Source organism: Chryseobacterium sp. Tr-659, assembly GCF_011752975.1.
GTDB lineage: Bacteria > Bacteroidota > Bacteroidia > Flavobacteriales > Weeksellaceae > Chryseobacterium.
Genome location: NZ_VWWP01000003.1, coordinates 302827 through 329142 on the forward strand (window position 1 = coordinate 302827; position 26316 = coordinate 329142).

Annotated in this window: 23 protein-coding genes; 16 read left to right on the plus strand and 7 right to left on the minus strand. The window is 37.2% G+C overall.

What is annotated here, in order from left to right:
• Nucleotides 1–6 precede the first annotated feature (6 nt).
• The gene (gene rsfS, locus F3J23_RS09005; RefSeq protein WP_167027286.1) at nt 7–372 is read right to left on the minus strand and encodes a ribosome silencing factor; all 366 of its coding nucleotides are present in this window, start codon (nt 370–372) and stop codon (nt 7–9) included.
• Between the two features lie 87 nt (nt 373–459).
• Between rsfS and F3J23_RS09010 the strand changes: the two genes are divergently transcribed.
• Nucleotides 460–1173, plus strand: coding sequence for a biotin--[acetyl-CoA-carboxylase] ligase (locus F3J23_RS09010; RefSeq protein ID WP_167027289.1), 714 nt, complete (start codon nt 460–462; stop codon nt 1171–1173).
• On the opposite strand, the gene F3J23_RS09015 is transcribed toward F3J23_RS09010, so the two are convergent.
• The 4 genes from F3J23_RS09015 to F3J23_RS09030 form a co-directional block, all read right to left on the minus strand.
• Nucleotides 1167–2279: an LptF/LptG family permease gene (locus tag F3J23_RS09015; protein ID WP_167027292.1), complete on the minus strand. Its 1113-nt coding sequence runs from the start codon at nt 2277–2279 to the stop codon at nt 1167–1169. The two genes, F3J23_RS09010 and F3J23_RS09015, sit on opposite strands and share 7 nt — an antisense overlap.
• Before the next feature lie 6 nt (nt 2280–2285).
• Nucleotides 2286–3416: a tRNA guanosine(34) transglycosylase Tgt gene (gene tgt / locus F3J23_RS09020; RefSeq protein ID WP_101238567.1), complete on the minus strand. Its 1131-nt coding sequence runs from the start codon at nt 3414–3416 to the stop codon at nt 2286–2288.
• Nucleotides 3417–3475: 59 nt separating this feature from the next.
• Nucleotides 3476–3844, minus strand: a complete 369-nt coding sequence (locus tag F3J23_RS09025) for a DUF4296 domain-containing protein (RefSeq protein WP_167027295.1) — start codon at nt 3842–3844, stop codon at nt 3476–3478.
• A gap of 63 nt (nt 3845–3907) precedes the next feature.
• Nucleotides 3908–4624 (minus strand): polyprenol monophosphomannose synthase, encoded by a 717-nt coding sequence (locus F3J23_RS09030; RefSeq protein ID WP_167027298.1) that lies wholly within the window; start codon nt 4622–4624, stop codon nt 3908–3910.
• Nucleotides 4625–4865: 241 nt separating this feature from the next.
• On the opposite strand from F3J23_RS09030, the gene F3J23_RS09035 reads away from it, so the two are divergent.
• The 5 genes from F3J23_RS09035 (at nt 4866) to F3J23_RS09055 (ending at nt 9464) form a co-directional block, all read left to right on the plus strand.
• Complete coding sequence (locus tag F3J23_RS09035; protein WP_167027301.1) at nt 4866–5534, plus strand: DUF4271 domain-containing protein; 669 nt, start codon at nt 4866–4868, stop codon at nt 5532–5534.
• A gap of 12 nt (nt 5535–5546) precedes the next feature.
• The gene (locus tag F3J23_RS09040) at nt 5547–6287 is read left to right on the plus strand and encodes a uroporphyrinogen-III synthase (RefSeq protein ID WP_167028135.1); all 741 of its coding nucleotides are present in this window, start codon (nt 5547–5549) and stop codon (nt 6285–6287) included.
• 161 nt (nt 6288–6448) lie between these two features.
• A complete protein-coding gene (locus F3J23_RS09045; protein ID WP_167027304.1) occupies nt 6449–8491 on the plus strand; it encodes a S9 family peptidase in 2043 nt (680 codons plus the stop codon).
• Between the two features lie 7 nt (nt 8492–8498).
• On the plus strand, nt 8499–9110 hold the full coding sequence (locus F3J23_RS09050; RefSeq protein ID WP_167027307.1) for an SMI1/KNR4 family protein: 612 nt from the start codon (nt 8499–8501) through the stop codon (nt 9108–9110).
• Between the two features lie 15 nt (nt 9111–9125).
• Nucleotides 9126–9464, plus strand: coding sequence for a hypothetical protein (locus F3J23_RS09055; protein ID WP_167027310.1), 339 nt, complete (start codon nt 9126–9128; stop codon nt 9462–9464).
• Between the two features lie 116 nt (nt 9465–9580).
• Here F3J23_RS09055 and F3J23_RS09060 read toward each other — a convergent pair whose 3' ends face one another.
• Complete coding sequence (locus tag F3J23_RS09060; protein WP_167027313.1) at nt 9581–10069, minus strand: SRPBCC domain-containing protein; 489 nt, start codon at nt 10067–10069, stop codon at nt 9581–9583.
• Between the two features lie 201 nt (nt 10070–10270).
• Between F3J23_RS09060 and F3J23_RS09065 the strand changes: the two genes are divergently transcribed.
• The 10 genes from F3J23_RS09065 to F3J23_RS09110 all read left to right on the plus strand — a co-directional run bounded on the left by F3J23_RS09065 (nt 10271) and on the right by F3J23_RS09110 (nt 25404).
• The gene (locus F3J23_RS09065; protein WP_167027314.1) at nt 10271–11815 is read left to right on the plus strand and encodes a sensor histidine kinase; all 1545 of its coding nucleotides are present in this window, start codon (nt 10271–10273) and stop codon (nt 11813–11815) included.
• A 159-nt stretch (nt 11816–11974) separates the two neighbouring features.
• Entirely contained in the window at nt 11975–12661 is a 687-nt protein-coding gene (locus F3J23_RS09070) for a response regulator transcription factor (protein ID WP_002982671.1), read from the plus strand.
• Between the two features lie 72 nt (nt 12662–12733).
• Nucleotides 12734–13375, plus strand: a complete 642-nt coding sequence (locus tag F3J23_RS09075) for a hypothetical protein (RefSeq protein WP_167027315.1) — start codon at nt 12734–12736, stop codon at nt 13373–13375.
• A 19-nt stretch (nt 13376–13394) separates the two neighbouring features.
• Complete coding sequence (locus tag F3J23_RS09080) at nt 13395–13757, plus strand: hypothetical protein (RefSeq protein ID WP_167027316.1); 363 nt, start codon at nt 13395–13397, stop codon at nt 13755–13757.
• A gap of 69 nt (nt 13758–13826) precedes the next feature.
• Nucleotides 13827–16532: a TonB-dependent receptor domain-containing protein gene (locus tag F3J23_RS09085; RefSeq protein ID WP_167027317.1), complete on the plus strand. Its 2706-nt coding sequence runs from the start codon at nt 13827–13829 to the stop codon at nt 16530–16532.
• Between the two features lie 639 nt (nt 16533–17171).
• Nucleotides 17172–17933 carry a GntR family transcriptional regulator gene (locus tag F3J23_RS09090; protein WP_167027318.1) on the plus strand — a complete coding sequence of 254 codons (762 nt, stop codon included), beginning with the start codon at nt 17172–17174 and terminating at the stop codon, nt 17931–17933.
• Between the two features lie 60 nt (nt 17934–17993).
• Complete coding sequence (locus tag F3J23_RS09095; RefSeq protein ID WP_185156447.1) at nt 17994–21320, plus strand: glycoside hydrolase family 38 C-terminal domain-containing protein; 3327 nt, start codon at nt 17994–17996, stop codon at nt 21318–21320.
• Nucleotides 21321–21340: 20 nt separating this feature from the next.
• Nucleotides 21341–22279, plus strand: a complete 939-nt coding sequence (locus F3J23_RS09100; protein WP_167027319.1) for an ROK family protein — start codon at nt 21341–21343, stop codon at nt 22277–22279.
• A 12-nt stretch (nt 22280–22291) separates the two neighbouring features.
• Nucleotides 22292–24046: a class I mannose-6-phosphate isomerase gene (locus F3J23_RS09105; protein ID WP_167027320.1), complete on the plus strand. Its 1755-nt coding sequence runs from the start codon at nt 22292–22294 to the stop codon at nt 24044–24046.
• A 5-nt stretch (nt 24047–24051) separates the two neighbouring features.
• A complete protein-coding gene (locus tag F3J23_RS09110) occupies nt 24052–25404 on the plus strand; it encodes a sugar porter family MFS transporter (RefSeq protein ID WP_167027321.1) in 1353 nt (450 codons plus the stop codon).
• Nucleotides 25405–25813: 409 nt separating this feature from the next.
• Here the strand turns inward: F3J23_RS09110 and F3J23_RS09115 are convergent, their stop codons facing one another.
• A complete protein-coding gene (locus tag F3J23_RS09115; protein ID WP_167027323.1) occupies nt 25814–26311 on the minus strand; it encodes a phosphoheptose isomerase in 498 nt (165 codons plus the stop codon).
• Between the last annotated feature and the right edge of the window lie 5 nt (nt 26312–26316).

Consider the following 26316-nt stretch of genomic DNA (forward strand, 5'->3'; position numbering starts at 1 on the left):
ATTTTATTATTCATTTTCAATTTTGGTGATGACAGCGTCACCCCAAAGCTCTTCTATATCATAGTACTCACGTACCTGTTTTTGAAATATGTGAACCACTACCGTAACGTAGTCTACCAATACCCACATTGAATTTTCCGTACCTTCTACATGCCAAGGTCTGTCTTTAAGATCGTTTCTTACTTTCTTTTCTACACTTCCTGCCAATGCAGACACTTGTGTATTTGAGTTTCCACTACATATAACGAAAGTTTCTGCTACGGAATTTTCTATATTGGTAAGGTCGAAGATCATGATATCTTCTCCTTTTACATCCTGGATAGCTTCAACGATTTTATCTATTAATGCTTGTTTTTCTGCTGTTTTATTCATTAAAAAAATACTATAATCTGCAAATTTATTGTTTTTTCTTTACTTTAACCTTACTTTTACCCCCTTAATGTCTTAAAGTTTTCTTAAATGAGCCAACTATTCTACCTGAAAGAATGTTCTTCTACTAATGACGAAATATCAAAGTTTTTACTTTACGAAAATTCAGATTTTATAGGGCTGCATACTTTTAATCAAACCAAAGGCCGCGGGCAGTATGGAAATGTATGGACTCAGACTGCCGGAAAAAACCTGGCTTATACGCTGGCAGTGAATACTCAAAACATCCTGTGCTCCGACTTTATATTCAATTATTATACCGCAATGATTGTCCGGGATTTCCTTGCCAATTTGGCTGATTCTGATGTAAAAATTAAATGGCCGAATGATATCATCCTTAAAGGTAAAAAAATCGTTGGAATTTTAATTGAAAAGAAAAAAATTAATCAAAATAATTATTTCATTATCGGAACAGGGATCAATATCCTTCAGGAAAAATTTGATGAAATATCCAACGCAGGTTCTCTTCTGACACAGACAGGCAAAACATTTGATCTTGAAGACCTTGTCTTAAACTACCATGAATTCATGTGTGAAAAGCTTAAAAATATTCCTTCTGACCAGGAAATCATTGACGGGTTCAACAACAACCTTTTCAGAAAAGACGAAATATCAGTCTTCGAAATTGAAAAAGAGCGACAAAATGGCATCATACGAAACGCTGATGATAAAGGCGAACTCTGGATTGAACTGGAAGACGGAATGCACTCCTTTTATCACAAAGAAGTAAAACTACTTTATTGATTCGCTCTTTTGATGTAAAGATAAAGGGTAAGGGGTAAAAACACCAGATTGGGCAGCCACATTGCCAGTGCGGGAGATAAGCTTTTATTTTCTGAAACCACCTTTAAAGCCTCAAATGAGAATACAAAAAGGAATGCCAGCGAAATACCAATCGCCAGGTTAACTCCCAATCCTCCCCTTTTCTTTTGGGAAGATAGAGAAAGTGCCAGAAACGTAAGAATAATAATCGAAACAGGCATTGATGTTCTTTGATGAAGCTCGTTCAGATAAGAGTTCAGGTTACTGTTTCCTCGCGCCTTTTCTCTTTCAATAAATTTTAAAAGCTCCGGAGTGGTTTTATTCTGTCCTAAAAGTTCATTAGGAAAAAGTTCTTCGGGAGAATGTCCATAATTCTTTCTTAATTCTACTCCATTGTTAAGCTTTTCTGAATTATCTTTATTAATGGTCTTTTCCAGATAGTTATTGAGAACGAACTGTTTCTTAGCCTTATCCCAATACACATCACTGGCTTTCAGTTCATACACCATTCTTCTGTCTTTATCAAATTTCTGATAGACAAAACTAGAGCCTCTTTTTTCTCGTTTATTCCAGGAATCTACAAAGATATATTCTGTTTTGCTGAGCTGTGAGGAGGCCGGAGCTGTTCCCAGGATCTTTTCTTTATTGGCAGCATTATAGGTATAAGCTTCCAATTCATTTTTCTTGATATTGGCCCACGGAAGTACCATATGATACACCAGAAGGGAAATCATAGCAATTAAAATGGAAGTATAAAGATATGGTTTTGAAAACCTGTGAAAACTTGCTCCACTACTAATGATGGCAACAATTTCCGTATTATTTGCCATTCTCGAAGTAAAATAAATTACCGAAATGAAGACGAGAATGGAAAGGAAGGTCACCACAAGATTGATGATCCAGAAAGGATAAAAATGGAGAAGAAAATACATCAGATCCAGTTTCGGATCAATTGCTTTTGCATTTTCTATTCTCGGAATCTTCTGCTGAACATCAATAACAAGCACCACTATAGACAATAGTACCAACATGAAACTAAAAGTTCCAAGGTATTTTTTAATGATATATCTGTCTACAATTTTAAACATAATCTCTTACAGTCTTTGTCTAAGAACCGGTACTACAGAGTTTTTCCACTCATAAAAATCTCCTGCGATGATATGTTCTCTGGCTACTTTTACCAGATCCAGATAGAATGCAAGATTATGGATTGAGGCGATCTGTTTTGCCAGATATTCCTTAGATACAAACAGGTGGCGAAGATACGCTTTTGAATATTCCTTATCCACAAAACTGGTTCCGAACTCATCTAATGGCGAGAAATCACGTTTCCATTTTTCATTTTTAAGGTTCATTACACCCTGCCATGTAAAAAGCATTGCATTTCTTGCATTTCTGGTAGGCATCACGCAATCCATCATATCAATACCCAAACCGATAGATTCAAGGATATTCCAAGGAGTTCCTACCCCCATTAGATATCTTGGTTTTTCTTTCGGAAGAATATCCGTCACTTCATCTGTAATTCTGTACATTTCTTCTTCAGGCTCTCCTACAGAAAGTCCTCCGATAGCATTTCCTTCTGCTCCTGCTTCAGAGATAACTTCTGCTGAAATTTTTCTCAGATCTGAATAGGTTGATCCCTGTACAATCGGGAAAAGCCTTTGTTTATGTCCGTATAATTCAGGATTATTGTTGGTCCATTCAATACATCTTTTTAACCAACGGTGAGTTAGTTCCATTGATGATTTTGCCTGGTTGTATTCACAAGGATAAGGGGTACATTCATCGAACGCCATAAAAATATCAGCTCCGATCTGTCTTTGAATCTCCATGGATCTTTCCGGAGAAAACATGTGATAACTTCCATCAATGTGAGATTTAAATCTGGCACCTTCTTCCGTCATCTTTCTGTTACTTGCCAATGAAAAGACCTGAAAACCTCCTGAATCGGTAAGAATCGGCAGATCCCAATTCATGAATTTATGTAAGCCACCTGCATCCTGCATCGTTTCCATACCGGGACGAAGATAAAGGTGATAGGTATTCCCTAAAATAATCTGAGCTTTAATGTCTTCTTTTAATTCTCTCTGATGAACCGTTTTCACACTTGCAACTGTTCCCACAGGCATAAATATGGGGGTCTGAATCTTCCCGTGGTCTGTGGTAATTTCTCCCGCTCTGGCTTTTCCTTCAGAGGTTTTTTCTATATTAAAAAATTTCATCTGTATACTTTATAATCCACCGTTTTATAAGTGATTTTCTTCAGAATAAAGTGGTTTATTTACCTTACTAAAGGCAATGTCACTCCATTCTGTTTCTTTTTGTCTTTTATATATTTATCCGCTTTCGGATCTCTTTTCAGCAATATTTCCTGTGCATCATTGGTAATCCCCTCCATTTCTTCTTTAATCACATAATATTTGAAGCTTTCAACAAAATCAGCAGGCTTTACATGGTGAGCTTTCAATATAAATCTTGTACCGGCTTCCATATTTTTATCCTGATACATATAAATCGCCTGATCATTGATCGTAAGGTCTGCAATAACTTCAGCCATTACATCCTTATCGATTAAATTCTTTGGTTTATCGATATAATCACCGCATGAAAACAGTCCCAGCAAAACGAAAATAAGGATCAGCTTTTTCATCAGTTTATTTTTTATATTTTTTAATCACCTGTTGAAGCGTTTTCATCAGATTCACATTCAGTTTTACAATCTGTTGATGATTGATTTCCATTTTAAATTTAAAACCCCAAATACGGCTTCATGAATAATTCCGCCATTCATTTTACTTTCTCCTAAAATTCTGTTGGTAAATATAATAGGAACCTCTACAATTTTAAATTCTTTTTTATATGCTCTGAATTTCATTTCTATCTGAAACCCATATCCTTTCAGTCTTACGTTATCCAGTCCTATTTCTTCCAATACTTTTCTTGAAAAGCATACAAATCCAGCTGTGGTATCGTGAATAGGAAGTCCTAAAACAAACCTTACATATTTTGAGGCAAAATAAGAAAGCAATACTCGTCCCATGGGCCAGTTAACCACATTTACTCCTTTTGAATACCTTGAACCTATAGCCATATCTGCATTCAGACAGGCTTCATAAAGTTTTGGAAGATCATTCGGGTTGTGTGAAAAATCTGCATCCATTTCAAATATGTAGTCATATTGATTTTCGATGGCCCATTTAAATCCATGAATATAAGCTTTTCCTAAGCCATCTTTTATATGTCTTACAGACAGGTGCAGATAATGAGGATATCTCTTCTGCAGTTCTTTTACCAGTTCGGCAGTTCCGTCAGGAGAAGAATCATCCACCACTAAAATATGAAAGTCGTCTTCCAATGCAAAAACAGCGGAAATAATATTTTCAATATTTTCCATTTCGTTATAGGTTGGGATGATGACGAGTTTTTTCATTTCAGTTTGCAAAGATAGTTTATTTAACCTTTTTATTTTATACAAAATAATCTATAATTTTGCAAAAATATTTCTCACAGATCAAATGCATAAAGCAGAAACTTTTATACAATGATTCTGAACGATGCCTGCAATTACTGTGAGTAGATATTCTAACAGCAAATTCATAGATGAGGCGATAAGAAAATCTGTGCCAATTTGTGTTATTTGAAGTTAAATTAAAAATAAAAAAACTTAAATTTTGCCATCGTCACAACACTTCATCAATCATGTAAGAATACCTGAGAACAATGACTGGGTAATCTTTATACTCGTAGGCTGTATATTTTTATATGTTTTTATGATGAACGTCATAGAAAGAGATGCCAGCCTTAAAGATTTTCTGCTTCAGAAATATTTTGATGCAAGCAACAACCTTCCGAGCTGGATTATTACCTCCTGCGTAACAACGCTTACTCTGTCTGTTTTAATTTCACAGTATATTCCTATTGTTCCGAAATACATTGCAGACTTACAGCTTCTAGGGTATCAGCTTAATAAATTCGGATATACTTTACTGGCAGTATTATTTTTTTACCTGATAAAATCCACTTTAGGCTTTTTATTTTATCAAAGTATAGGAGATGGAAAAAAATGGACTATTTTTTATTTTACCTCCACCAAATTTTATTTCATCTTATCTTTTTTATTGATAATTCTTTGTGTAACCCATTACTACTTCCCCATAGACAGAAATAAAATGTTTTTATATTATTTCTGCTTCTTTTCTTTTGTGTTCATTTTCAAAGTTTTTTTCTATTTATTTCACAAGAACAAGATTCTTCCGGAGAAATGGTATTATAAATTTTTGTATATTTGCACCCTCCAAATCGCACCATTATTATTGCTTTGGAAGTTGTTATTTTTTTAATAAATGTCAATGATGAGAATAAAGTCTATATTGGTTTCTCAACCAGCGCCTAGTGAATCTTCTCCATATTTGGATATTGCGAAGAAGGAAAAAATAAAGATTGATTTCCGTCCATTTATCCACGTCGAAGGAGTTGACAATAAAGAGCTCAGAACACAGAAAATAGATCTGACGCAGTATACCGGTATTATTTTTACCAGTAAGAATGCGATTGACCATTACTTCAGACTTGCTGAAGAGCTGCGTTTTGCCGTTCCGGATACAATGAGATACATCTGCCAGTCGGAAGCAATTGCCAACTATCTTCAAAAACACATTGTTTATAGAAAAAGAAAGATCAGCTTCGGAGAAAAAAACTTCTCAGACCTGCTTCCTCTTTTCAAAAAATTCCCAAGTGAAAAATACCTGTTGCCTTCTTCAGATGTTTTGAGCCCGGATATTGTAAAAACTTTAGATGCTGCAAATATAGAATGGACAAGAGCAATCATGTACCGTACTGTATGCAGTGATCTTACTGATATCAACATTAAGGATTACGATATGCTGATATTCTTCAGCCCGCAAGGTATCAAATCCCTGCAGCAGAACTTCCCTGATTTCAAGCAGGAAGAAACAAAGATCGGTGTTTTCGGAAACACTACTCTGGCAGCAGCTGAAGAAGCAGGATTAAACGTAGATCTGATGGCTCCTACGAAGGAAACTCCTTCTATGACAATGGCTTTGGAAAAGTATATTAAAGCACTTCACAAATAGTCTTTAACTATAAAAATACATCAACCATCTTTTCGGTAAAGGAAAGATGGTTTTTTTTTACCTAAATTTGAACAAGAATTAACATTGGATGAAATGTCGGCTCGAAACATCAAACAGAAGCAAAGACTTACATCCATTCAATATAAAATTAAAATATCCGGATGAAAGCTCCACAGGCAAAAAAAATAGAAAAAATATTAGAATCCCACGGCGATAAAAGAACCGACAATTATTTCTGGCTAAACGAAAGAGAAAACCCGGAAGTTCTTCAATACATTGAAGAAGAAAATGCTTATGAAGAATTCGTTATGAAAGATACGGAAGTTCTTCAGGAGGAGCTTTTTGAAGAAATGAAAGCCCGTTATAAGAAAGATGACGAGTCTCTGCCCTATTTCTTCAATGAATACTGGTATATTGTGCGCTATGAGGAAGGTAAAGAATATCCTATTTTCTGCAGAAAGCATGAAAGTCTTGATAACCAGGAGGAAATTGTACTTGATGTTAATATTTTAGCAGAAGGCGAAAATTTCTTTGAGGTAGGAAGTGTAGCGGTAAGCCCTGGTAATGAACTGGCATCTTTTTCTTCAGATAATATAGGAAGAAGAATCTATACTTTAAATTTTAAGAATTTAAAAACAGGGGAAATTCTACCGGATATCATTCCAAATACAACAGGAAAGGCTGTATGGGCAAATGATAATCAACATGTTTTTTATATCAGAAAAGATAAAAGCCTTCGTGCATTCCAGGTATACAGACACCAGCTCGGAACAGATTCTTCTGAAGATGTTCTGATCTTCCATGAAGAGGATGATACTTTTGACGTTAATGTATTTAAAACAAAATCGTTACAGTATATTTTCATCGCAAGTTCAAGTACCATTTCTGATGAACACAGATTCATTCCTTCTGATAATGTATTTGCAGACTGGACTGTGATTCAGCCAAGAATAGATGATCTGGAATATTCCGTAGAACATTATGAGGATGAATTTTACATTATTACCAACGCTGATGATGCTATCAACTTCAAAATTGTAAAAGCAAAAATCAACAATTGCGGCATGGAAAACTGGATTGATGTGATTCCGCATCGTGCAGAAGTTTTATTGGAAGGCTTTGAGATATTCAAAGATTATCTGGTTCTTGAGGAGAGAGAAAAAGGATTACTCCAAATTAAAATTATTGACGAGAAAACACAGGAATCTTATTATTTGCCATTCTCAGATCCAACATATACTACTTATATCGGAATTAACCTGGAGTTTAACACAGAAATCCTTCGTTATGGATATACTTCCCTTACGCAGCCAAGCTCCACGTACGAATATAACATGAAGGAAAAGACCACCAAACTTCTTAAACAACAGGAAGTTCTGGGCGGGAGATTCTTCCCTGAAAATTATATTTCAGAAAGAATCTGGGCAGATTCGCGAGACGGAAAGACTAAAGTTCCAATTTCACTGGTATATCATAAAGACACTAAAAAATCAGCAGATACTCCCCTTCTTCTATATGGATATGGAAGTTACGGACATACGGTTGATGCCAGCTTCTCTAACGTAAGATTATCTATCCTTGACAGAGGCTTTATTTATGCCATTGCCCACATCCGAGGCGGAGAATATCTGGGAAGAGAATGGTATGAGGACGGAAAAATGCTTTTCAAGAAAAATACGTTCTTCGACTTTATTGATGCCGGAAAGTATTTAATTAAAGAAAACTACACTTCATCAAAACATCTTTATGCGATGGGCGGAAGTGCCGGTGGCCTTTTAGTGGGTGCCGTGGTAAACTATGAACCGCAGTTATTCAACGGAATTGTAGCACAGGTTCCTTTCGTGGATGTGGTTACAACAATGCTGGATGATACCATTCCTCTAACCACGGGAGAATATGACGAATGGGGGAATCCGAATGATGAGGAATATTATCATTATATGAAGGACTACTCTCCTTATGACAATGTTGAAGCTAAAGATTATCCTCACATGCTGATCACCACAGGATTCCATGATTCTCAGGTACAATATTGGGAACCTGCAAAATGGACAGCAAAACTGAGAGAGCTAAAAACTGATGATAATATCTTAGTCTTCAAAACAGACATGAGCTCCGGACACGGAGGTGCCAGCGGAAGATTTGAATCCCTGAAAGAAGATGCGTTAGAATATGCATTTCTATTGAAAATCGATAAAAATTAATTAGTATATGAATTCCATTACAGAATCATTTAAAACAATTATTTTACAACAAAACGGGTTAGGCTATCATATGCCTAAAATCTTAAATCCTCCGGCAACGGAAGAAGAGATCAGCCAAGCCGAAAAGGTTTTAAACATAAAGTTTAATCATGATTTAAGAGAATTATATTCTCTGGCCAATGGAATTCATAATGATTATCAAACACCAAGCGGGCTAACAGGAATAATCCCCATACATAATTTTTTAAGCCTTGCAGATGCTGTTGATTATTACAACAACAATATTGAATTTAGGGAATCTTTTTTCAATTCTGACAAAGACTTTACACCTGATATTCAATTGTTTCCCTTTCTGGAAGATGGTGCAGGAAATTGTTTTTGGGTTGACCTGAATCCGAATACTAACAATGAAAACAAGATATTTTGGACCAATACATTCGGTAAAGATCCAGACTATTTATATGATTCTTTAAAAAATTTATTTCATACAATAGCAGAAAGTTACGAGAAAAATTTATTTTTTATAGATAAGGATGGCTTTCTTGGCCTCGATTACTCAAAATTTGATAAAATTTCTGCTGATAACAACAACTTTTTAGATTATTGGAAAGATAGCTAAACTAAAAATTAAACAATGAACGAATCTGAATATTGGAAAAAGATAGAACAATTCTTCGAAGATCATTTCCAAACGGAGAAAAATCCGCCCATTGAAACTCTTTTATTTTTAATTGGGTTACAGGAGCTGGGAAGCGGCCAGCAGAAATACACAAAAGAGGATAAAGTCAACCTGATTCATATTGCAGTCTGCAGACTGCTTGAACCTTTCGGATATTATAAATTCTCCCACTATGAAGACGGATGGCCACAGTTTGAGAAACTGGAAGATCTCCCGGAATTAAGGCCTAATGAGCAGACCCTGCTTATGAAAAAGGCAATTATTCAGTACTTTCAGGAAGAAGAACTTTTATAAAAGTCCGAAACTGGTAGACAGAAGCCGAAAGCTAGCAGCTCTCAATAAATAAAAAGAGTATTTTTCTATGGAAAAATACTCTTTTTATTTATTACGCTATTTTTATGGCTATAAACTTATCCCACCAGTTCTTCGAGTTGATTAAGTCCCATTGTAAAACCTCCTTCGAAACCCATCTCCATCATTTTATTCATAATTTCCTGCGACTGGTAATGAATATTGATAGTAACTTTTGTTCCTTCCTCTACTCCTGTAAATCCGAACAGCCATTTTGATTGCGGGGCATCTTCACCTACATTTCCGTTTTCGTCGCAGAATGCACTCATCCAATCAAAACTTCTATGCTCCATAATTTCTCCATACTTCGCGCGGGAGTACCCTGCTTTCTCTCCATTAGGACCTATCATCGTATACAACCAGATTCCTTCTTGTTTAAAATCCTGTTTTAGGGTTTCACATCTCCATGGTTTTGGTCCCCACCACTGATCTAATAATCCGGATTGGGTGAAATAGTTCCATACTGTTGAAACGTCAGCATCAAAAATTTTCATCACATAGGCTGAATTCGCGTCAAAATCTTTGTTGAAAATGATATTAGATTCCATAAATAATTATTTTTAATAAAGTTACCGTTTTTATTTATTGACAGGACTTTTCATATGACAAGTAAATGATAATTCATAAATAATTGTTAAAAAACACTGTTTTAAGAAAAAAAAAACAATTTTTTGGCTCGTTTTTTGTTTAGGTAGTCTTAAAACAATTAATTTTAACATTCATTTTTCCAAAACATATATAATTAAATAATGAATAATAAATTCATCCCAATAATTTCGGTGTTTATGACAATCTCACTGATTGTCTTTGTTACGCTCCAATTTTATTGGCTGAAAAGGTATTACGTTGCCTTGGAACAAGATTTCTCAAATAAAGTTTACTCTGTTTTGGAAAACACCACAAAAAGTATTGAAGAAATTGAAGTTGACAAATATCTGAATCAGGATTATAAAGATTTCAGAAAGAATATTCTTGCCAACAGCAAACAGCCGTCTCTTACTACCATCCAGCAAGTGGAAGACTCCGGAACACAGAGACAGATCATTTATTCTAAAAATATTATTGAAAAAACCCAGCTTCCGATTTCTCAAAAAGGAGACTCCATAAAATTAACCACTTTGTATACAGATGAGGCTGCATACAAAATAAAGAGAGACACCACCAACCGGGAACTTCTCACCACAGATATCAACCAGGATATTGAAACGGGAGATTATTCCATGAAAGAGTTTGTAAAGGTTAATGGAAGCAATCTTCCTATTACTAAAAGAGTAGACCCCAAAACACTTGATTCCGTTATTGCTAAAGAATTAAGGATAAAGGGAATTACCGCTAAGTTTGGCTATGGAGTTATTGACAGAAACAATAAGCTCACCAGCATCGTTAATAAAGCTTTTAAAGAGAAAAAAGATGATAACACTTACAGCTATCCTCTTTTTACTGACAAAAAGAACACATTATATACACTGGCTCTGGTTTTCCCAAAGAAAGAGTATTTCGTGGCGATGGATAACTGGCCGATGCTTTTAGGAACTTTCCTTTCTCTACTGACTATTTTGGGAATTTACATCATTTCCATTAATTATATGATGAGGCAGAAAAAACTTGCTGAAGTGAAAACAGACTTCATCAACAATATGTCCCATGAATTCAAAACGCCACTGGCAACCATCTCTGTAGCCACAGATTCTTTGGCTAATGATAAAATTGCTACTAATCCGGATAAGGTAAAGTATTATTCGGAGTTGATCAAGCAGGAGAATCTAAGAATGAAAAAGCAGGTGGAAAATGTATTGAATATGTCTAAGCTTGAAAGAAATGAGGTAGAACTCTTCTTAAAGGAAGCCAATGTAAGAGAGCTGATCCAAAAGACTACAGAATCTTTCAATCTGATTGTAGCCCAGAGAAACGGTACGCTTACCCAGAAATTTAATGCTACACAATATAATTTTAAAATAGACGAATTCCATATCTCGAATATGCTGGTCAATTTACTGGACAATGCTAATAAATATTCTCCTGAAGCACCGGAAATTCATATTGAAACAAGAAATGAAGGACATTGGTATGTTATTGAGATCTCCGACAAAGGAATGGGTATGGAAACTCAGAATAAGACCAAAATTTTCGAGAAATTCTTCAGGGAAGAAACTGGAAATATTCACAATGTAAAAGGACAGGGATTAGGCCTTTCCTATGTTAAAAAGATTGTAGAACTGCACAAAGGACAAATCATCGTAGACTCTCATAAAGGAAAAGGAAGCACGTTTACGATAAAACTGCCGATGAGCTAGAAAATAAATGATGTATGGTAATTGATCTATGTTGAAAAAATTATTCTCAACCCACCACCATTGATCAGCTATCAATTATAGAACTAAAAACCAAATAACAAATATAGAAGATAGAGTGAAGAAGTTCATTCTTAATGTTAATTATTAATTAGTAAAGTTATGAGCAACAGAATATTATTAGTAGAGGACGATCAGAGTTTCGGAGCGGTGCTTAAAGATTATTTGACAATCAATAATTTTGAAGTAACTCTTGCCACAGATGGAGAGCAGGGATTGAAAGAATTTACGGAAAATGAATTCGATATCTGCATATTTGACGTAATGATGCCTAAAAAAGATGGATTTTCATTAGCTGAAGATGTAAAAAAGATTGATAAAAATACCCCAATCATTTTCCTTACAGCAAGAAACATGAGAGAAGACATCCTGAAAGGATACCAGCTGGGAGCAGATGATTATATCACAAAACCATTTGATACCGAACTTCTTTTATACAAAATTAAAGCGATTCTTCAAAGAAGCTCTACGCTGGAAAATGAAGAGCAGGAACAGTTCAAAATCAGTAATATCTTCTTTGACTCTATGCTGAGACAGCTTAAAGTGGGCGACAAAGAATACAAACTCTCTCCTAAAGAAAATGAATTGCTGAAACTTCTTTGCATTCATAGAAATGATTTTATGCCAAGAGATCTTGCTTTAAGAAAAATCTGGAAAAAAGAAAATTATTTTACTGCAAGAAGTATGGACGTGTATATCGCCAAGCTTCGTAAATTGTTAAAAGATGACGAAGGATTGGAGATCATCAACGTTCACGGAGAAGGATTTAGACTTTTAGTAAAAAATTAATTCAAAAACCGAATTATAAATGTAAGATTAGCAAAACAATTCAAAATGTTTTGCTAATTTTGTTTCATACCCATGAACATGAAGAATACATTTATAGGTTTGATTACCGTATCACTATTAGCAGCATCCTGCAAAAAGGATGAAAAAGCCACTTATCTGAAAGATGAAGCAGGATCTGCGCAGCCTAATGTGGCTCTTACCAGCACTACTTCTAAAACCAAACTAATGGATCAGGCAGGAGTTCAATCCAATCCCAGCCCCGCTCCTATGGCTACGGCCCCAGGGATGAATCCTCCACACGGGCAGCCGGGACATCGATGCGATATTCCCGTAGGACAGCCTCTGAATAGTAAACCCGCCGCTGCTGCTGCACAAAATGTAAATACAGCTGGAAATAACGTGGTTCAGATTGATCCTAATGCTGTGTCTCCAGGAAAAATTGTACTTGACAATAACGGAAAACAGGTAAAAACAGCACCGGGAATGAATCCTCCCCATGGGCAGCCGGGACACCGATGTGATATTCCTGTAGGACAGCCTTTAAGCAGTAAACCTGCTCCTGCACCACAACCCGCTCAGAATACAGTACAGGTTACTCCAACTCCGGCTCCGGCATCACAGAGTCTTGCAATGGGAGAAAAACCGAAAGTAAATCCTGCACATGGTGAGCCTTGGCACAGCTGCGCGGTAAAAGTTGGTGATCCTTTGCCATAAATTTCTTATTTTTGCAGATATGAAGCTGTTTCATCTACTTGCTATAGTATTTTGTCTGGGAGTCTTTCTGATTCCCAAGGATAATTTCTATGCGCAATCTATGCAGGAAACATGCTGTAATAAAGCAGAATCTCAAAAAAGTGACTGTTGTAAAAATCATTCTTCAAAAAAAGAGGGCAAGGAAGATTCAAAATCATCCTGCAATGATGACTGTTGTTCATCTTGCATTGCTTGTTACACTTTCATTGAAACTCCGTTTTCTAAAAACTTAAAACTGGAATTATCTTATTACAAAGCGAATAAGAATCCTCAGTTTCAATATTCAGATCCTCATCTCTCAGACCGTTTAAAGGAAATCTGGCAACCGCCTAAAATAGGTTAATTAAAACATCATGAGTTCATTACGGTATGTAATGAACCGTTATTTAATTAATCTAAACTTTTAAACGAAATGAAATTATATATTTCCAGGTTAATACTTGGTGCATTATTCTTATTTACACAATTTATATCTGCTCAAAATCTTTCAAAAAATCAGTTCAAAGTAAAAGGGAACTGCGAAATGTGCAAAACCAGAATTGAAAGTGCGGCTAAAAAAGCAGGAGCAAAAACTGCGGTTTACTCTATTGATTTACAAACCCTCACCATAGAAACGGACAAAGTCTCTTCGGATGACATTCTGAAAAAGGTTGCGGAAGCAGGACATGATAATGAGAAATTCAAAGCTTCTGACAACACTTATGAAGGGCTTCCGGGATGTTGTCATTACGACAGAGATTTACAGCCTTCACAGGCAGAAACTCCCCATGAGCATCATACAGAAGCTAAAGTTTCCCATAAAAAAGAGAATGAGTTCTATGTAAGAGGAAACTGTTCTTCATGTAAAGCCAGAATTGAAAAAGCATCTAAAGAAGCCGGTGCTGATACTGCAGAATGGGATGTAGAAAAACAGACTGTTATTTTAAACTTTGATCCTTCAAAAACTTCATCAGATAAAATTTTAAAAGCCATTGCTAATGCGGGACATGACAATGAAAAATACAAAGCTGATGATTCCGTTTACAATACCCTTCCGGGATGTTGTCTGTATGACAGGAACTTTAATTTCGGGGAACCTAATCCAACCGCTCATGGTGAAGAAGGAGCAAAAATTGAAGATCATAAAGAACACCAGACATCATCTTCTGATGAATCCAGCAGTAAACAGGAAAAAAATATTGAAGGTGTAGTGGTAACAGGTTCAAAGGCAGCTACAGCTTTAAGTAAAAAAGAAGCCGGGCTTGTTTTCAATATTGACAAAAAAGAATTATTAAAAGCAGCTTGTTGTAACTTGTCTGAAAGCTTTGAAACCAATGCAACCGTTGACGTTTCGTTCAGCAATGCCGTTACCGGAACAAAGCAATTAAAAATGCTTGGTCTTGATCAGAAATATACAAGTTTGACCAAGGAACAGCTTCCTGAAATCAGAGGCCTGGCATCTGCATACGGTTTGAATTTTATTCCCGGAAGATGGATTGAAAGCATCCAGTTGACAAAAGGAGGAAGCACCGTAACGAATGGGTATGAAAGCATTACAGGACAGATTAACACTGAGCTTTTGAAAAATGCAAAGAATCCGGAAACATCACTGAATCTTTTTTCAGATTTTAATGGAAGAGCTGAAATCAATATTACAAATGTTTCCCCCATCAATGATAAATGGTCCCAGACTTTCCTTCTTCATGGAAACGGAACTTTCGGGAACACGGATATGAATGACGACGGTTTTCTTGACAGGCCAAAAGGAACTCAGATCAATGCGGCTTATCTTCTTAATTATAATGATCTGGAAAAATCAGGGTTCGGATCTCACTTCGGTATCAATTTTATCCGAGATGAGAGAACGGCAGGACAGATTGGTTTTGATAAAAAACTGCCTCAGGATAAGCAATCTGCCTATGGCGTGGGGATTGATATTTCAAGATTTCAGGTGTGGAACAAGACTGGTTATGTTTTTAAAGGAAAACCTTACCAGAGCATCGGCTGGATGAATCAGTATGTATATCATCAGCAGGACAGCTTTTTCGGGTTAAGAAATTATGCAGGACAGCAGCATACCTATTATTCCAACTTAATTTTTGAGAGTATCATCGGAAATACCAATCATAAATATAAAGCTGGAGCAAGCTTTTTATATGACGGCTACAAAGAAACCTATCTTACCAATGATCTTAGAAGGAATGAAATTGTACCGGGTATTTTTGCTGAATATACTTTAACAGGTTTAAAGTATACTTTAGTAGCAGGTACCAGAGTAGATTTTCACAATCTGGCAGGGACTCAGTTTACACCAAGATTGAATTTCAAATATGACTTCACTCCGCAAACGATTCTAAGACTTTCTGCAGGAAGAGGTTTCAGAACCGCCAATGTATTCGCTGAAAGCCAACAGTATTTTGCTTCTAACAGGGCAATTAATATTCTGCCCAACGGAGGAAATATTTATGGATTAAAACCGGAAATCGCCTGGAATTATGGGGCGAGTTTGCAACAGGAGTTTAAACTTTTCGGAAGAAAATCAAGCATTATTGCAGACTTCTTCAGAACAGATTTTCAGGATCAGGTATTGGTTGATCTGGACAAATCTCCGCAACAGCTAACCTTCTATAACCTGGATGGAAAATCTTTTGCCAACTCTTTCCAGACACAATGGGATTTTATGCCTTTCAAAAACTTTGAGGTAAGAATGGCTTATAAATATTATGACGTACAGGCTGATTATATCGGAGGAAGAAGAGAAGTTCCTTTTATGGCCAAGCACAGAGGTTTCGTGAACTTAGCGTATTCAACCAATAAGAATGACAATGGAGGGTTCTGGAGTTTTGATACCACTTTAAACTGGGTTGGAAAACAAAGACTTCCCGACACATCAAGTAATCCTGCGGAATTTCAATTACCAGCCTATTCTAATTCTTATGCGGTATTGAATGCACAGGTTTCAAGAAATTTCAACAAAAAGATCAGAGCTTATGCAGGCGGAGAAAACCTTACTTCTTATTATCAAAAAAATGCGATCGTTGATTTCAGAAATCCTTTCGGGAATTATTTTGATGGCGGAATGGTGTATGCCCCGATTATGAAAGCTAATTTCTATGTGGGACTGGATGTAACGTTTTAAAGATGGATGCTGGAAAAATGAAGCCGGGAGTACTACCAGTCAACTGAAATCCTTAATTCGGTTAAACCACTAATAAAGAAAATATGAATACATAAACCTTACAGCTTCTGAAGTCTGTAAGGTTTATTTTTTGTAGAATGTTTTCTTTAACACAAAGGTTTTTATTCTTCATACTATATTTTTAAGGGTGCTAAGAGATGCGACTTTGTCGCTGATGAAGCTTTATGGATATGCATTCGCTTAGAAAGAATCAATGAAATTGATTCCACTCTTTGCTCTCCTGAAATATTCATTCTGAAAAATAGAGCTTTGTGTTTCAGAAAAGCATTTTATTTGTGTATCCGTGGCAATTAAAATTTCTCGCAGATCCAGCCGATTTCACAGATTTTCATAAACATCTGCGTGATCAGCAAAATCAGCGGGTGATAAAATAATTCTTCCCTTTTTACCTCCGTTTTTCACAAACTTAGATATTAAACATTATACTATTCTATGTCCCTATGCGATTTAAAAGATTTCGAACCCCATAACGGCATAGGTTTTTACCAAATATCCCCCACCTTCTTTATTTTTTTCGGAATAATTAAAAAAATTGACCATCAAATTAAAAAAATACTATATTTACATTTTATTATATGTATGAACATACCCACTCAGGATTTTACAATTGATCATAACAGCAAACTCCCTCTACATGTACAAGTAGAGGAACTTTTCCGTAAGCTTATCAAAATGGACGTTTACAAAAAAGGGGCTTTATTACCTAAAGAAGTAGACCTTGCCAATTTATGGGGAGTTTCCAGAAACACGATCCGACAGGCGACCAACAAGCTTGAAAATGAAGGACTCATCATTCGTAAAAAAGGGATTGGAACCCGTGTTGCAGAGAAGAAAAGCTTGGTAACGGGGCTGGATCATTGGTATAGTTTCACCAGAGAAATGCAGGAAAAAGGGATTCATGTCATTAACCAGTTATTGAAAACGACCATGGTGCAGCCGGATGAAGTAATTTGTAATTTCTTTCATTGTTCATCGGATAAAAAGGTATTCAAGCTTTCCAAATTAAAAGGAGAAAGCTCAGGAGATCCTATTGTTTATTTTGAAAGCTATTTTCATCCAAGGATCGGAATTGATAAAAATGATGACTTCAATATACCATTGTACGGCATGCTGCAGGAAAACCATGGGGTAACCGTTCATCGTTCCCGCGAAAATATCAGTGCCTGCCAGGCTGGTACTGTAATAGGAAAAAAGCTGAAAGTTTCTCCTTCTTTTCCCGTTTTAAAACGAGAACGCTTCGTATATGATATTAATGGGAAACCGGTAGAATATAATGTAGGATATTATCGCTCGGATAAATTTACCTATACCATTGATATTAATAAATCTCCAGGGGATTAATTTTTTTTTAACAATTAATATGTTCAAACATTCTAACATATAACTATAAAAACTAAACTTATGTATAACAGGTATTTTCTTTTGCTGTTTTCTTTCCTGATAAGCAATACGGTCTATGGTCAGAAAAAAATTCCTTACTTTGGAAATGTCCAGACCATTAACGGTTATAATCATGAAATAAGCGGCGAAAACATTGATTATTTCTCAGCTTTCCCCGACCATGCTACCCGTGCGCTGCTTACCCGTACGACTGACGGCGCTAAAACAATAGAATGGGAAACAGCTCCTGCACCACAAAAGAATACCGGCTCATATGTATACTTCAGCTGGCTGGTCTCCCATTCATCGGGAACCAGCGGCGGACCTAGAAATTTTGATCTGTATATTGATGACCAGAAAGCATTAACCCTCACCACTTACCCGGGCAACCAACGTCCGGACTGGGTTTCCAAAGCTGCTGACAGTACTGCTTTTGTTTTTCATCAAACAAAAATGGACGGCCTGAAAGATTCTTATGGAATTGCCTATTTAAGAGTGCCTACGAGTAAAATAACTCCAGGAAAGCCTCTGCGTTTAAAACTTATCGGTCAGGCTCAAAACAGCCGTGACTGGTTCATGACCTATAAATTTACTTTTGAAGAAAAAATAGACGCGGCTTCTACTCCATTTATCTTAAAAGATGGTAAAAGACTTATTACCCTTACTACTTTGCATTTTGGGCCGAATCAAAAAATAACGGCTACAATAGATAATAAAGACTCTTATTTTTTCACAATACCTGACGGAATTAAAACCTTTGATATTCCTGTTACACTTTCACCTGAGGGCGGAAATGTACAGCTGATAGTGACTTCAGGAAAAAAAGAATTGTTCCGTAAAAATATTGAAGCAGGAAAAGTAGTTCCCCGCACGTTATATTTTATTCATCATTCTCATACTGATGTGGGTTATTCTCACCTTCAGGCTGAAGTGGAAAAAATACATACTAAAAACATTTATGACGCTATCAAAATGATCGGCGACACTAAAAACCTTCCGGAAGAAGCCCGCTTTAAATGGAATGTAGAGGCTCTCTGGGATGTGGAAAATTTCATGAAAACAGCGACTTCGGAGGATAAGAAATCATTTGTAAAAGCAGTAAAGGAAGGAGGAATCGGTCTTTCAGCTATGTATGGTAATATTTTAACGGGACTCAGCCAGCCTGAAGAGCTTTTCCATTATACAGAATATGCTCAGAAACTTGAAAAAGAATATGGTTTGAAGATCAACAGCGCCATGATGTCTGATGTACCGGGATTTGCATGGGCTTTGGTCCCGGCTTTAACCTCATCCGGAGTAAAATATTTTTCGAGCGGTCCTAATTATTTGGGGAAAACCAATCCTTATCTGGGAGATCGTGTCGGAAACTTTGTGAAAAATTGGGGGGATAAACCTGTCTGGTGGCAATCTCCTTCCGGGAAAGAAAAAATATTATTCTGGACCGCCGGAAGAGGATATTCTTCATGGCATGGAGTACATCCGGGAGCAGTATTTGAGGCCGGGCAGAAAAAAATTGCGGAATACCTGGAAGATCTGACGAAAACCAATTATCCGTATGACATGGTCCAGTGGCGGTATAATATTGTAGCTGACAATGGTCCAATAGATCCTTCTGTATCAAAGTTTGTAGATGAATGGAATAAAAAATATACATCCCCAAAAATTGTATTAAGTACAAATGAAAAAATGTTTGAGGTATTTGAAAAGAAATATGGAGATCAGATTCCTGTTGTAAAAGGAGACATCAGTCCTTATTGGGAAGACGGAGCTATGTCTACGGCCAAAGAGGAAGGAATGAACCGAAACAGCAGTTTGAAACTACAACAACTGACTACGCTTTATGCAATGCTCAATCCTGGCCAGTATAACAGCCAGAAGTTTTATGATGCCTGGAGAAATGTTATTCTTTTTCATGAGCATACCTGGGGCGCATTCAACAGTATTACCGCTCCGGATCTTCCGTTTGTTTCAGACCAGTGGAAGGTGAAAAGACAGTTTTCTCTTGACGGAAATTCTCTTTCAGAAACACTGGAAAAAGAGCTCTTACAACCTCTTTCTGATTCTTCTTCCAAAACAATCGCTGTTTTCAATACTTCATCATGGATAAGAAGCGGTATTGTAACAATCCCAGGAACAGTTTTGGGAAATGCAGTACAAGACAAATCCGGAAATAGAATTCCTCTTCAGAAATTACAGAACGGAAATATGGTGTTCTTCGCCAAAGATATTCCAGCATTAGGTACAGCAACTTTTACTGTTATTAAAAATAAAACACAAATTCAAAAAACATTTACGATTTCAGACAACGGAATTTCCAACGGAAGAGTAAATATCACCTGGGATCGTAAAACAGGAAGTATCACCCAATTAACGGATAACAGTTCAACCAATTATGCAGGAAACTTTAATGAGCAGGGATTAAACAGCTACTGGTATGTACCGGGTTCTGATCCTAAAGAAGTGGTAACCAATGCAGACGTACAGGTAAAAGTATTGGAAAACGGTCCTGTGATCGCTAAAGTTTCTATTCTCTCAGAAGCGCCCGGGGCTAACAAATTGGAAAGAATTATCACATTGACAGCGGGAAGTGATGAAGTGGCTCTGGAAAATATTGTGGATAAAAAGCCTGTACGTACAAAAGAGTCTGTTCATTTCGGATTTCCATTCAATTCTGACTTTAAAAATATTACTATAGATGCAGGATATGGAACAATGAAATACCTTACAGATCAACTCCCTGGCTCCAATATGGATTACTGGTACAGCCGCCGTTGGGTAGATGCTTCTTCAGGACAAAAAGGAATGCAGTGGATGATGATTGAAACCCCGCTGATTGAAGCCGCAGAGATGATCGACGAAAGAATGACCATAGATAACAGCCACAAAAAATGGAAAGATAAAGGAACTCCCGGAACTACAAACTGGTTCAGCTATGCGATGAACAATTACTGGCACACCAATTATAAGGCAGACCAGGAAGGACCTGTACATTATCGTTATACCCTTCGTCCTCATGCTGAGTTTAATGCTGTTGAAAATGAAAAATCTGCAGCAGCTTTTACACAGCCTCTTATTGCGATTCCTGTTAAAGAAAAATTATCTGCCGGAGGAAGTCTTTTCCGTATGAATAATGAGAATATTGTAGTAACAAGCATTACTCCACAGGAAGATAAAAGTTTCCTGATCAGGCTCTATAACCCTTCTGAAAATGAGCAGACAATGACATTTTTATGGGAGCAGCTTAAACCATCAAAACTTATTGAACTTAAAACCGGTAAAGCATTAAGTCCTACCGAAAAGATTAGTTTATCCGGAATGGATGTGATAGAGATCAGAATTGTTCTTTAATAATATTTAAAATCAAAAAAATGTCAAAGCCAGTCATTGCCATAGACATGGGCGGAACTAAAATTAAAATAGGAATTGTAAAGGATGCCCGCATTCTTGCCTCTATATCTATTGATGCTCATTCTAACAATGGTCTCAGAGAGAGATTACCTTTTATACAGGAGGCTGTAGAAAACCTATTGTACCAGCAAAAATTTTCAACCGCTGATATTTCAGGATTGGGAATTGCTTCTCCTGGTATTGTGGACAGTATTCGGAAAAAAATTCTTTCTATTGATAAAAAATTTGGAGACGCTCCGGATATTGATCTGGAAGAATGGTGCCTGCAGACATTCAATCTTCCTTTTGTAATAGAAAATGACGCCCGTTCTGCTTTATTGGGAGAATGGAAATATGGTAATGCAAAAAACTACGAAAACACTGTTTTGATAACATTGGGAACAGGAATCGGAAGTGCTGTTATCATGGAAGGAAAATTATTAAAAGGTAAACATTTCACCGCTGGTATACTAGGCGGACATTCTGTGATCAACTATCAAGGAAATCCTTGCAACTGTGGTAATAAAGGCTGTGTAGAAACAGAAGCTTCTACCTGGAATCTTCCTGCAGTCGCAAAAGCGAATGAAAACTTTACCACAAGTGAGCTTTCCTCCTTCCCTGTCATTGATTATAAGCTTGTTTTCAAGCTGGCTGAAAAAGGGGACATCGCTGCGATGCATCTCCGGGATCAAAGTTTAATGGCTTGGTCAGCATGTACCATTAACCTCATCCATGCCTATGATCCTGAAGTTCTTCTATTAACCGGCGGAATCATGGCCAGCAGTTCACAAATTCTACCCTATATCAGACATTATATAGAAACTCACGCCTGGACCCCATGGGGAAAGGTACATATCGAAGAAGGAGCTTTTCCAAATACAGCGGCTTTGCTAGGGATCGCACACCTCGTCAATCATTAATAAAAAAATCGAATGAAATCAAATTTCAATAAGTTTCCTATTATAGCAATACAAAAACATACCTGCATAGCGGGCTGGGAAAATATTGCAGAAGAAATTAAAAAAAATAGCCCTGAAATCATTGCTATTGAATGCTATCCTGGTGTTTTTCTTAACGAGATCATGGCTTCTGTACAGGAACTCTTAACTCCGGAATTGATCATTGACACTTCAAAAGCCATGAAACCGGAAGATGAAATTGCAGCAATGGTACAGCAATATGTTACGGATGATCCTGTATTTGGATATATCACCCCTTTGGAGCTGGAAGATTATTTTGATTCTTCAAAAATAGCTGCATTTCAAAAACAAATAGATAATTCTCAAGGTCGTATAGCGGTTATAGGCCCCGGTGCAACTTTAGTTTCAGCACAGCCCGGCCTTTCCCTTTATGCAGATATGCCCCGATGGGAAATACAAATGCGCTTTCGTAAGAATACCGCCTGTAATCTTGGAAGAACTAATTATACGGATTCGTTTGCCTATCAATACAAGCATGCTTACTTTGTAGACTGGCGTGTTTGTGACCGTTATAAGAAAAGAGTTTTGAAAAAGTGTCATTTTGTTCTGGATACAACCCTACCTCAGCAGCCTAAAATGATAAGTGCAGATGCTTTATTTGAAGCCTTTCAGCAAATTATAACACAGCCTTTCAGAGTCGTTCCGTTTTTTGATCCTGGGCCGTGGGGCGGACAGTGGCTGAAAGAGGTATGTGATCTGGACAGGAATGTAACAAATTATGCCTGGGGATTTGATTGTGTGCCGGAAGAAAACAGTTTATTATTAGGATTTGGAGATCAGGTCATAGAAACCCCTTCTATTAATCTGGTATTTTTTCAGCCGGAAGCTTTGCTTGGAAAGAAGGTCTATAATGGATTCGGAGATGAATTTCCCATTCGCTTTGATTTTCTGGATACTATGGAAGGAGGCAATTTAAGTTTACAGGTTCATCCTCTGAAAGAATATATCAAAGAAAAATTCGGAATGACTTATACTCAGGACGAAAGTTATTATATGCTGGAAGCAAAAGACAATGCTTTTGTATATCTTGGACTGAAAGAAAATACTGATCCTGATGCCATGATGAAAGATCTAGCCGCTGCTCAAAATGACAACATCCCTTTTGATGCCGAAAAATATGTACAAAAATGGCCGGTCCGGAAGCATAATCATTTTTCTATTCCTGCCGGAACCATACATTGTTCAGGAGCAGATTCTGTAGTGCTGGAAATAAGTGCAACCCCTTATATCTTTACTTTTAAACTCTGGGATTGGGGAAGAATGGGACTGGATGGTAAGCCAAGACCTATCTCTCTGGAACATGGTAAAAATGTAATCCAATGGAACCGTGATACTTCATGGACTCAAAAGAATATTCTTAACCTTACAGAACCGATTGCTGAAGGAGAAGGCTGGCGTGAAGAACGCACCGGACTGGATGCCTGTTCATTTATTGAAACCCGCAGACATTGGTTTACCCAAAAAGTTCTTCACCATACGGAAGGCGTCGTCAATGTTCTGAATCTGGTTGAAGGTAGTGAAGTAATCATTGAAAGTCCGAACAATAGCTTTGAACCTTATGTTATTCATTATGCTGAAACCTTTATTGTCCCCGCCCATATCGGAGCTTATACGATTACTCCGTACGGAGAAAGTACAGGTAAGGAATGTGCGACAATAAAAGCCACTGTCCGTACGGAAATGATTGCAAATAAAGTTTTAAAATAATCGTTATGCCAGCAAACACCAATTCAAATATTATTTATAAATCAACACTGATAGCATCTGTGGGTGGATTGTTATTCGGGTATGATACAGCGGTAATCTCTGGAGCTATTGGTTTTATGAAGATCTATTATCAGCTTTCGGATGTGATGACCGGCTGGGTGGCTTCCTGTGCTTTATTGGGCTGTATCATCGGCGCGATGTATTCCGGAAAGCTAAGCGATCAGGTTGGAAGAAAAAAAGTATTAATGCTTTCTGCGTTTTTATTCACAGTCTCTTCTGTGGGTACGGCACTGGCTCCCAACCTTTGGTTTTTTGTTATATTCCGGATAATAGGAGGAATGGGAATCGGAATTGCGTCTATGCTGTCACCCATGTATATTTCAGAGATGGCTCCGGCTCCGATAAGAGGCCGTCTTATCTCGATCTTTCAATTGGGTATTGTGACGGGTATTCTGGTCATTTATTTCGTTAACGCTTATATTGCGGGCATTCATAATGAAAACTGGAATATTTCTACGGGATGGCGGTGGATGTTCGGATCAGGTGCTATCCCTTCCATTATCTTTATCCTTTTACTGCTCACCGTACCTGAAAGCCCCCGCTGGCTGGCCCAGCAGAAACGAATCCCTGAAGCATTAGCCATTCTCACCCAGATCAACGGATCAACTGCAGCCCATCAGGAACTGGATTCAATTAATGATTCTCTGAAAGACGAAAATCCGGCTTCTCTTTCCGACATAAAAGAACCAAAGCTCAAACGGGCGTTGGGAATCGGGATTTTATTAGCCGTGTTTTCACAGTTCACCGGCATCAATGCGATTATGTATTATGCTCCGGAAATCTTTAAATCTACAGGCGTAGGATCTGATTCTGCTTTTGTACAGACCATTCTGGTGGGTGTTATTAACGTTGTTTTCACTTTTGTAGCCATCCGATATGTAGATCTGTGGGGCCGTAAAAAACTACTATTACTGGGAGTTTCGGGAATGGCAGTCTGCTTATTTATCGTTGGTTTTGCTTTTTATGCACAACAGCAGGGCTATATTGTACTGATTGCGATCCTGGGCTATATTGCGTGTTTTGCCATGTCATTGGGCCCGCTTACATTTGTGGTGATTGCAGAAATATTTCCCACGAAAGTACGGGCAACCGCTATGTCCGTGGCTACATTTTTTCTCTGGGCTGCTGTTTTTTTAGTATCACAGACCTTTCCAGTCCTGATAGGATCTGTAGGAAGTGCTTATACATTCTGGCTCTATATGATCATTGCTGCAGCTGCATTCCTGTTTATTCTCAAAAGGGTTCCTGAGACGAAAGGAAAAACATTAGAGGAAATAGAAGAGACGTGGGAAAAATAAATATTTAATCAGGCACAAAATTGGGGGACAAAAATAAAAATAGACGAAACTCAATTGAAAATTCTTTGGTCTTGAAACTATTGTTTGTGTCTATGAAATTTACTTGACGCAAAGTTTTTAGCACCTTATTTCATATTCTTAAGGATGCAAAGAATGGAATCAATTTCATTGATTCTTTCTAAGCGAATGCATTCCATGAAGCTTCTTCAGTGACAAAGCCGCCCCTCTTTGCTCCCTAAAGTAAAACATTCAAATAAGCTTTGTTTGTGTTTTTTTAAATACATTGTTTCATTCAACGAAAAAGAGAGTATGTTTTGTACCACTTCCTAATTTTCGAACCTATGAAAATAAAAATCCCATTTTAGCTGATCATCGCCAAAATGGGATCTGTTTTTATATTGATTTTGAATTATCTTCCGAAGTCATCCTGTACTCTTACAATATCGTCTTCATCTGAAGGATTGGCTGCATCTGTGTGCTGCCAGATTTCAGCTACGATTCCCCAGCCTGCAAGACCGATTAACCTGTGTCTTTCGCCCTGCTGAAGCTTTACCTGATCTTTCGGATTGTATTCTGCCAATGCTCCTTCTTCATCGGTATTGCTTCTTTTAATGCCTACCGTTCCTTCCACAACCTGCCATATCTCTGCTCTTCTGTGGTGATACTGCCAGCTTAATCTTGCTTCAGGAGCAACAATAAGAATTTTCGGACTCAGCTTCCCTCCTATTCTCAGGTTTTCCACATCGATTCCGTCAAAATACTGGTTGGCAAAATCCTGTGCCTGAGTTTCATCAATGACAAAGAAACCACCCCAAGGTCTTGTTTCATCTTTCGCTGCGATAGTAAATCCCTGCGTATGCAGCATTTTCTCTACTCTATCGAATATTTCTTTTTTTTCTGTACTCATACAGT

What these genes read in the sequence shown, in the direction of transcription:
- F3J23_RS09050 (WP_167027307.1), top strand. Translation starts at nt 8,499, where the DNA reads ATGAATTCCATTACAGAATCATTTAAAACAATTATTTTACAACAAAAC.
- F3J23_RS09075 (WP_167027315.1), top strand. Translation starts at nt 12,734, where the DNA reads ATGAACATGAAGAATACATTTATAGGTTTGATTACCGTATCACTATTA.
- F3J23_RS09025 (WP_167027295.1), bottom strand. Translation starts at nt 3,844, where the DNA reads ATGAAAAAGCTGATCCTTATTTTCGTTTTGCTGGGACTGTTTTCATGC.
- F3J23_RS09065 (WP_167027314.1), top strand. Translation starts at nt 10,271, where the DNA reads ATGAATAATAAATTCATCCCAATAATTTCGGTGTTTATGACAATCTCA.
- F3J23_RS09105 (WP_167027320.1), top strand. Translation starts at nt 22,292, where the DNA reads ATGAAATCAAATTTCAATAAGTTTCCTATTATAGCAATACAAAAACAT.
- F3J23_RS09085 (WP_167027317.1), top strand. Translation starts at nt 13,827, where the DNA reads ATGAAATTATATATTTCCAGGTTAATACTTGGTGCATTATTCTTATTT.
- F3J23_RS09090 (WP_167027318.1), top strand. Translation starts at nt 17,172, where the DNA reads ATGAACATACCCACTCAGGATTTTACAATTGATCATAACAGCAAACTC.
- F3J23_RS09110 (WP_167027321.1), top strand. Translation starts at nt 24,052, where the DNA reads ATGCCAGCAAACACCAATTCAAATATTATTTATAAATCAACACTGATA.
- F3J23_RS09080 (WP_167027316.1), top strand. Translation starts at nt 13,395, where the DNA reads ATGAAGCTGTTTCATCTACTTGCTATAGTATTTTGTCTGGGAGTCTTT.
- F3J23_RS09115 (WP_167027323.1), bottom strand. Translation starts at nt 26,311, where the DNA reads ATGAGTACAGAAAAAAAAGAAATATTCGATAGAGTAGAGAAAATGCTG.
- F3J23_RS09040 (WP_167028135.1), top strand. Translation starts at nt 5,547, where the DNA reads ATGAGAATAAAGTCTATATTGGTTTCTCAACCAGCGCCTAGTGAATCT.
- F3J23_RS09045 (WP_167027304.1), top strand. Translation starts at nt 6,449, where the DNA reads ATGAAAGCTCCACAGGCAAAAAAAATAGAAAAAATATTAGAATCCCAC.
- F3J23_RS09095 (WP_185156447.1), top strand. Translation starts at nt 17,994, where the DNA reads ATGTATAACAGGTATTTTCTTTTGCTGTTTTCTTTCCTGATAAGCAAT.
- F3J23_RS09070 (WP_002982671.1), top strand. Translation starts at nt 11,975, where the DNA reads ATGAGCAACAGAATATTATTAGTAGAGGACGATCAGAGTTTCGGAGCG.
- F3J23_RS09060 (WP_167027313.1), bottom strand. Translation starts at nt 10,069, where the DNA reads ATGGAATCTAATATCATTTTCAACAAAGATTTTGACGCGAATTCAGCC.
- F3J23_RS09100 (WP_167027319.1), top strand. Translation starts at nt 21,341, where the DNA reads ATGTCAAAGCCAGTCATTGCCATAGACATGGGCGGAACTAAAATTAAA.
- F3J23_RS09055 (WP_167027310.1), top strand. Translation starts at nt 9,126, where the DNA reads ATGAACGAATCTGAATATTGGAAAAAGATAGAACAATTCTTCGAAGAT.
- rsfS (WP_167027286.1), bottom strand. Translation starts at nt 372, where the DNA reads ATGAATAAAACAGCAGAAAAACAAGCATTAATAGATAAAATCGTTGAA.
- tgt (WP_101238567.1), bottom strand. Translation starts at nt 3,416, where the DNA reads ATGAAATTTTTTAATATAGAAAAAACCTCTGAAGGAAAAGCCAGAGCG.
- F3J23_RS09010 (WP_167027289.1), top strand. Translation starts at nt 460, where the DNA reads ATGAGCCAACTATTCTACCTGAAAGAATGTTCTTCTACTAATGACGAA.
- F3J23_RS09030 (WP_167027298.1), bottom strand. Translation starts at nt 4,624, where the DNA reads ATGAAAAAACTCGTCATCATCCCAACCTATAACGAAATGGAAAATATT.
- F3J23_RS09015 (WP_167027292.1), bottom strand. Translation starts at nt 2,279, where the DNA reads ATGTTTAAAATTGTAGACAGATATATCATTAAAAAATACCTTGGAACT.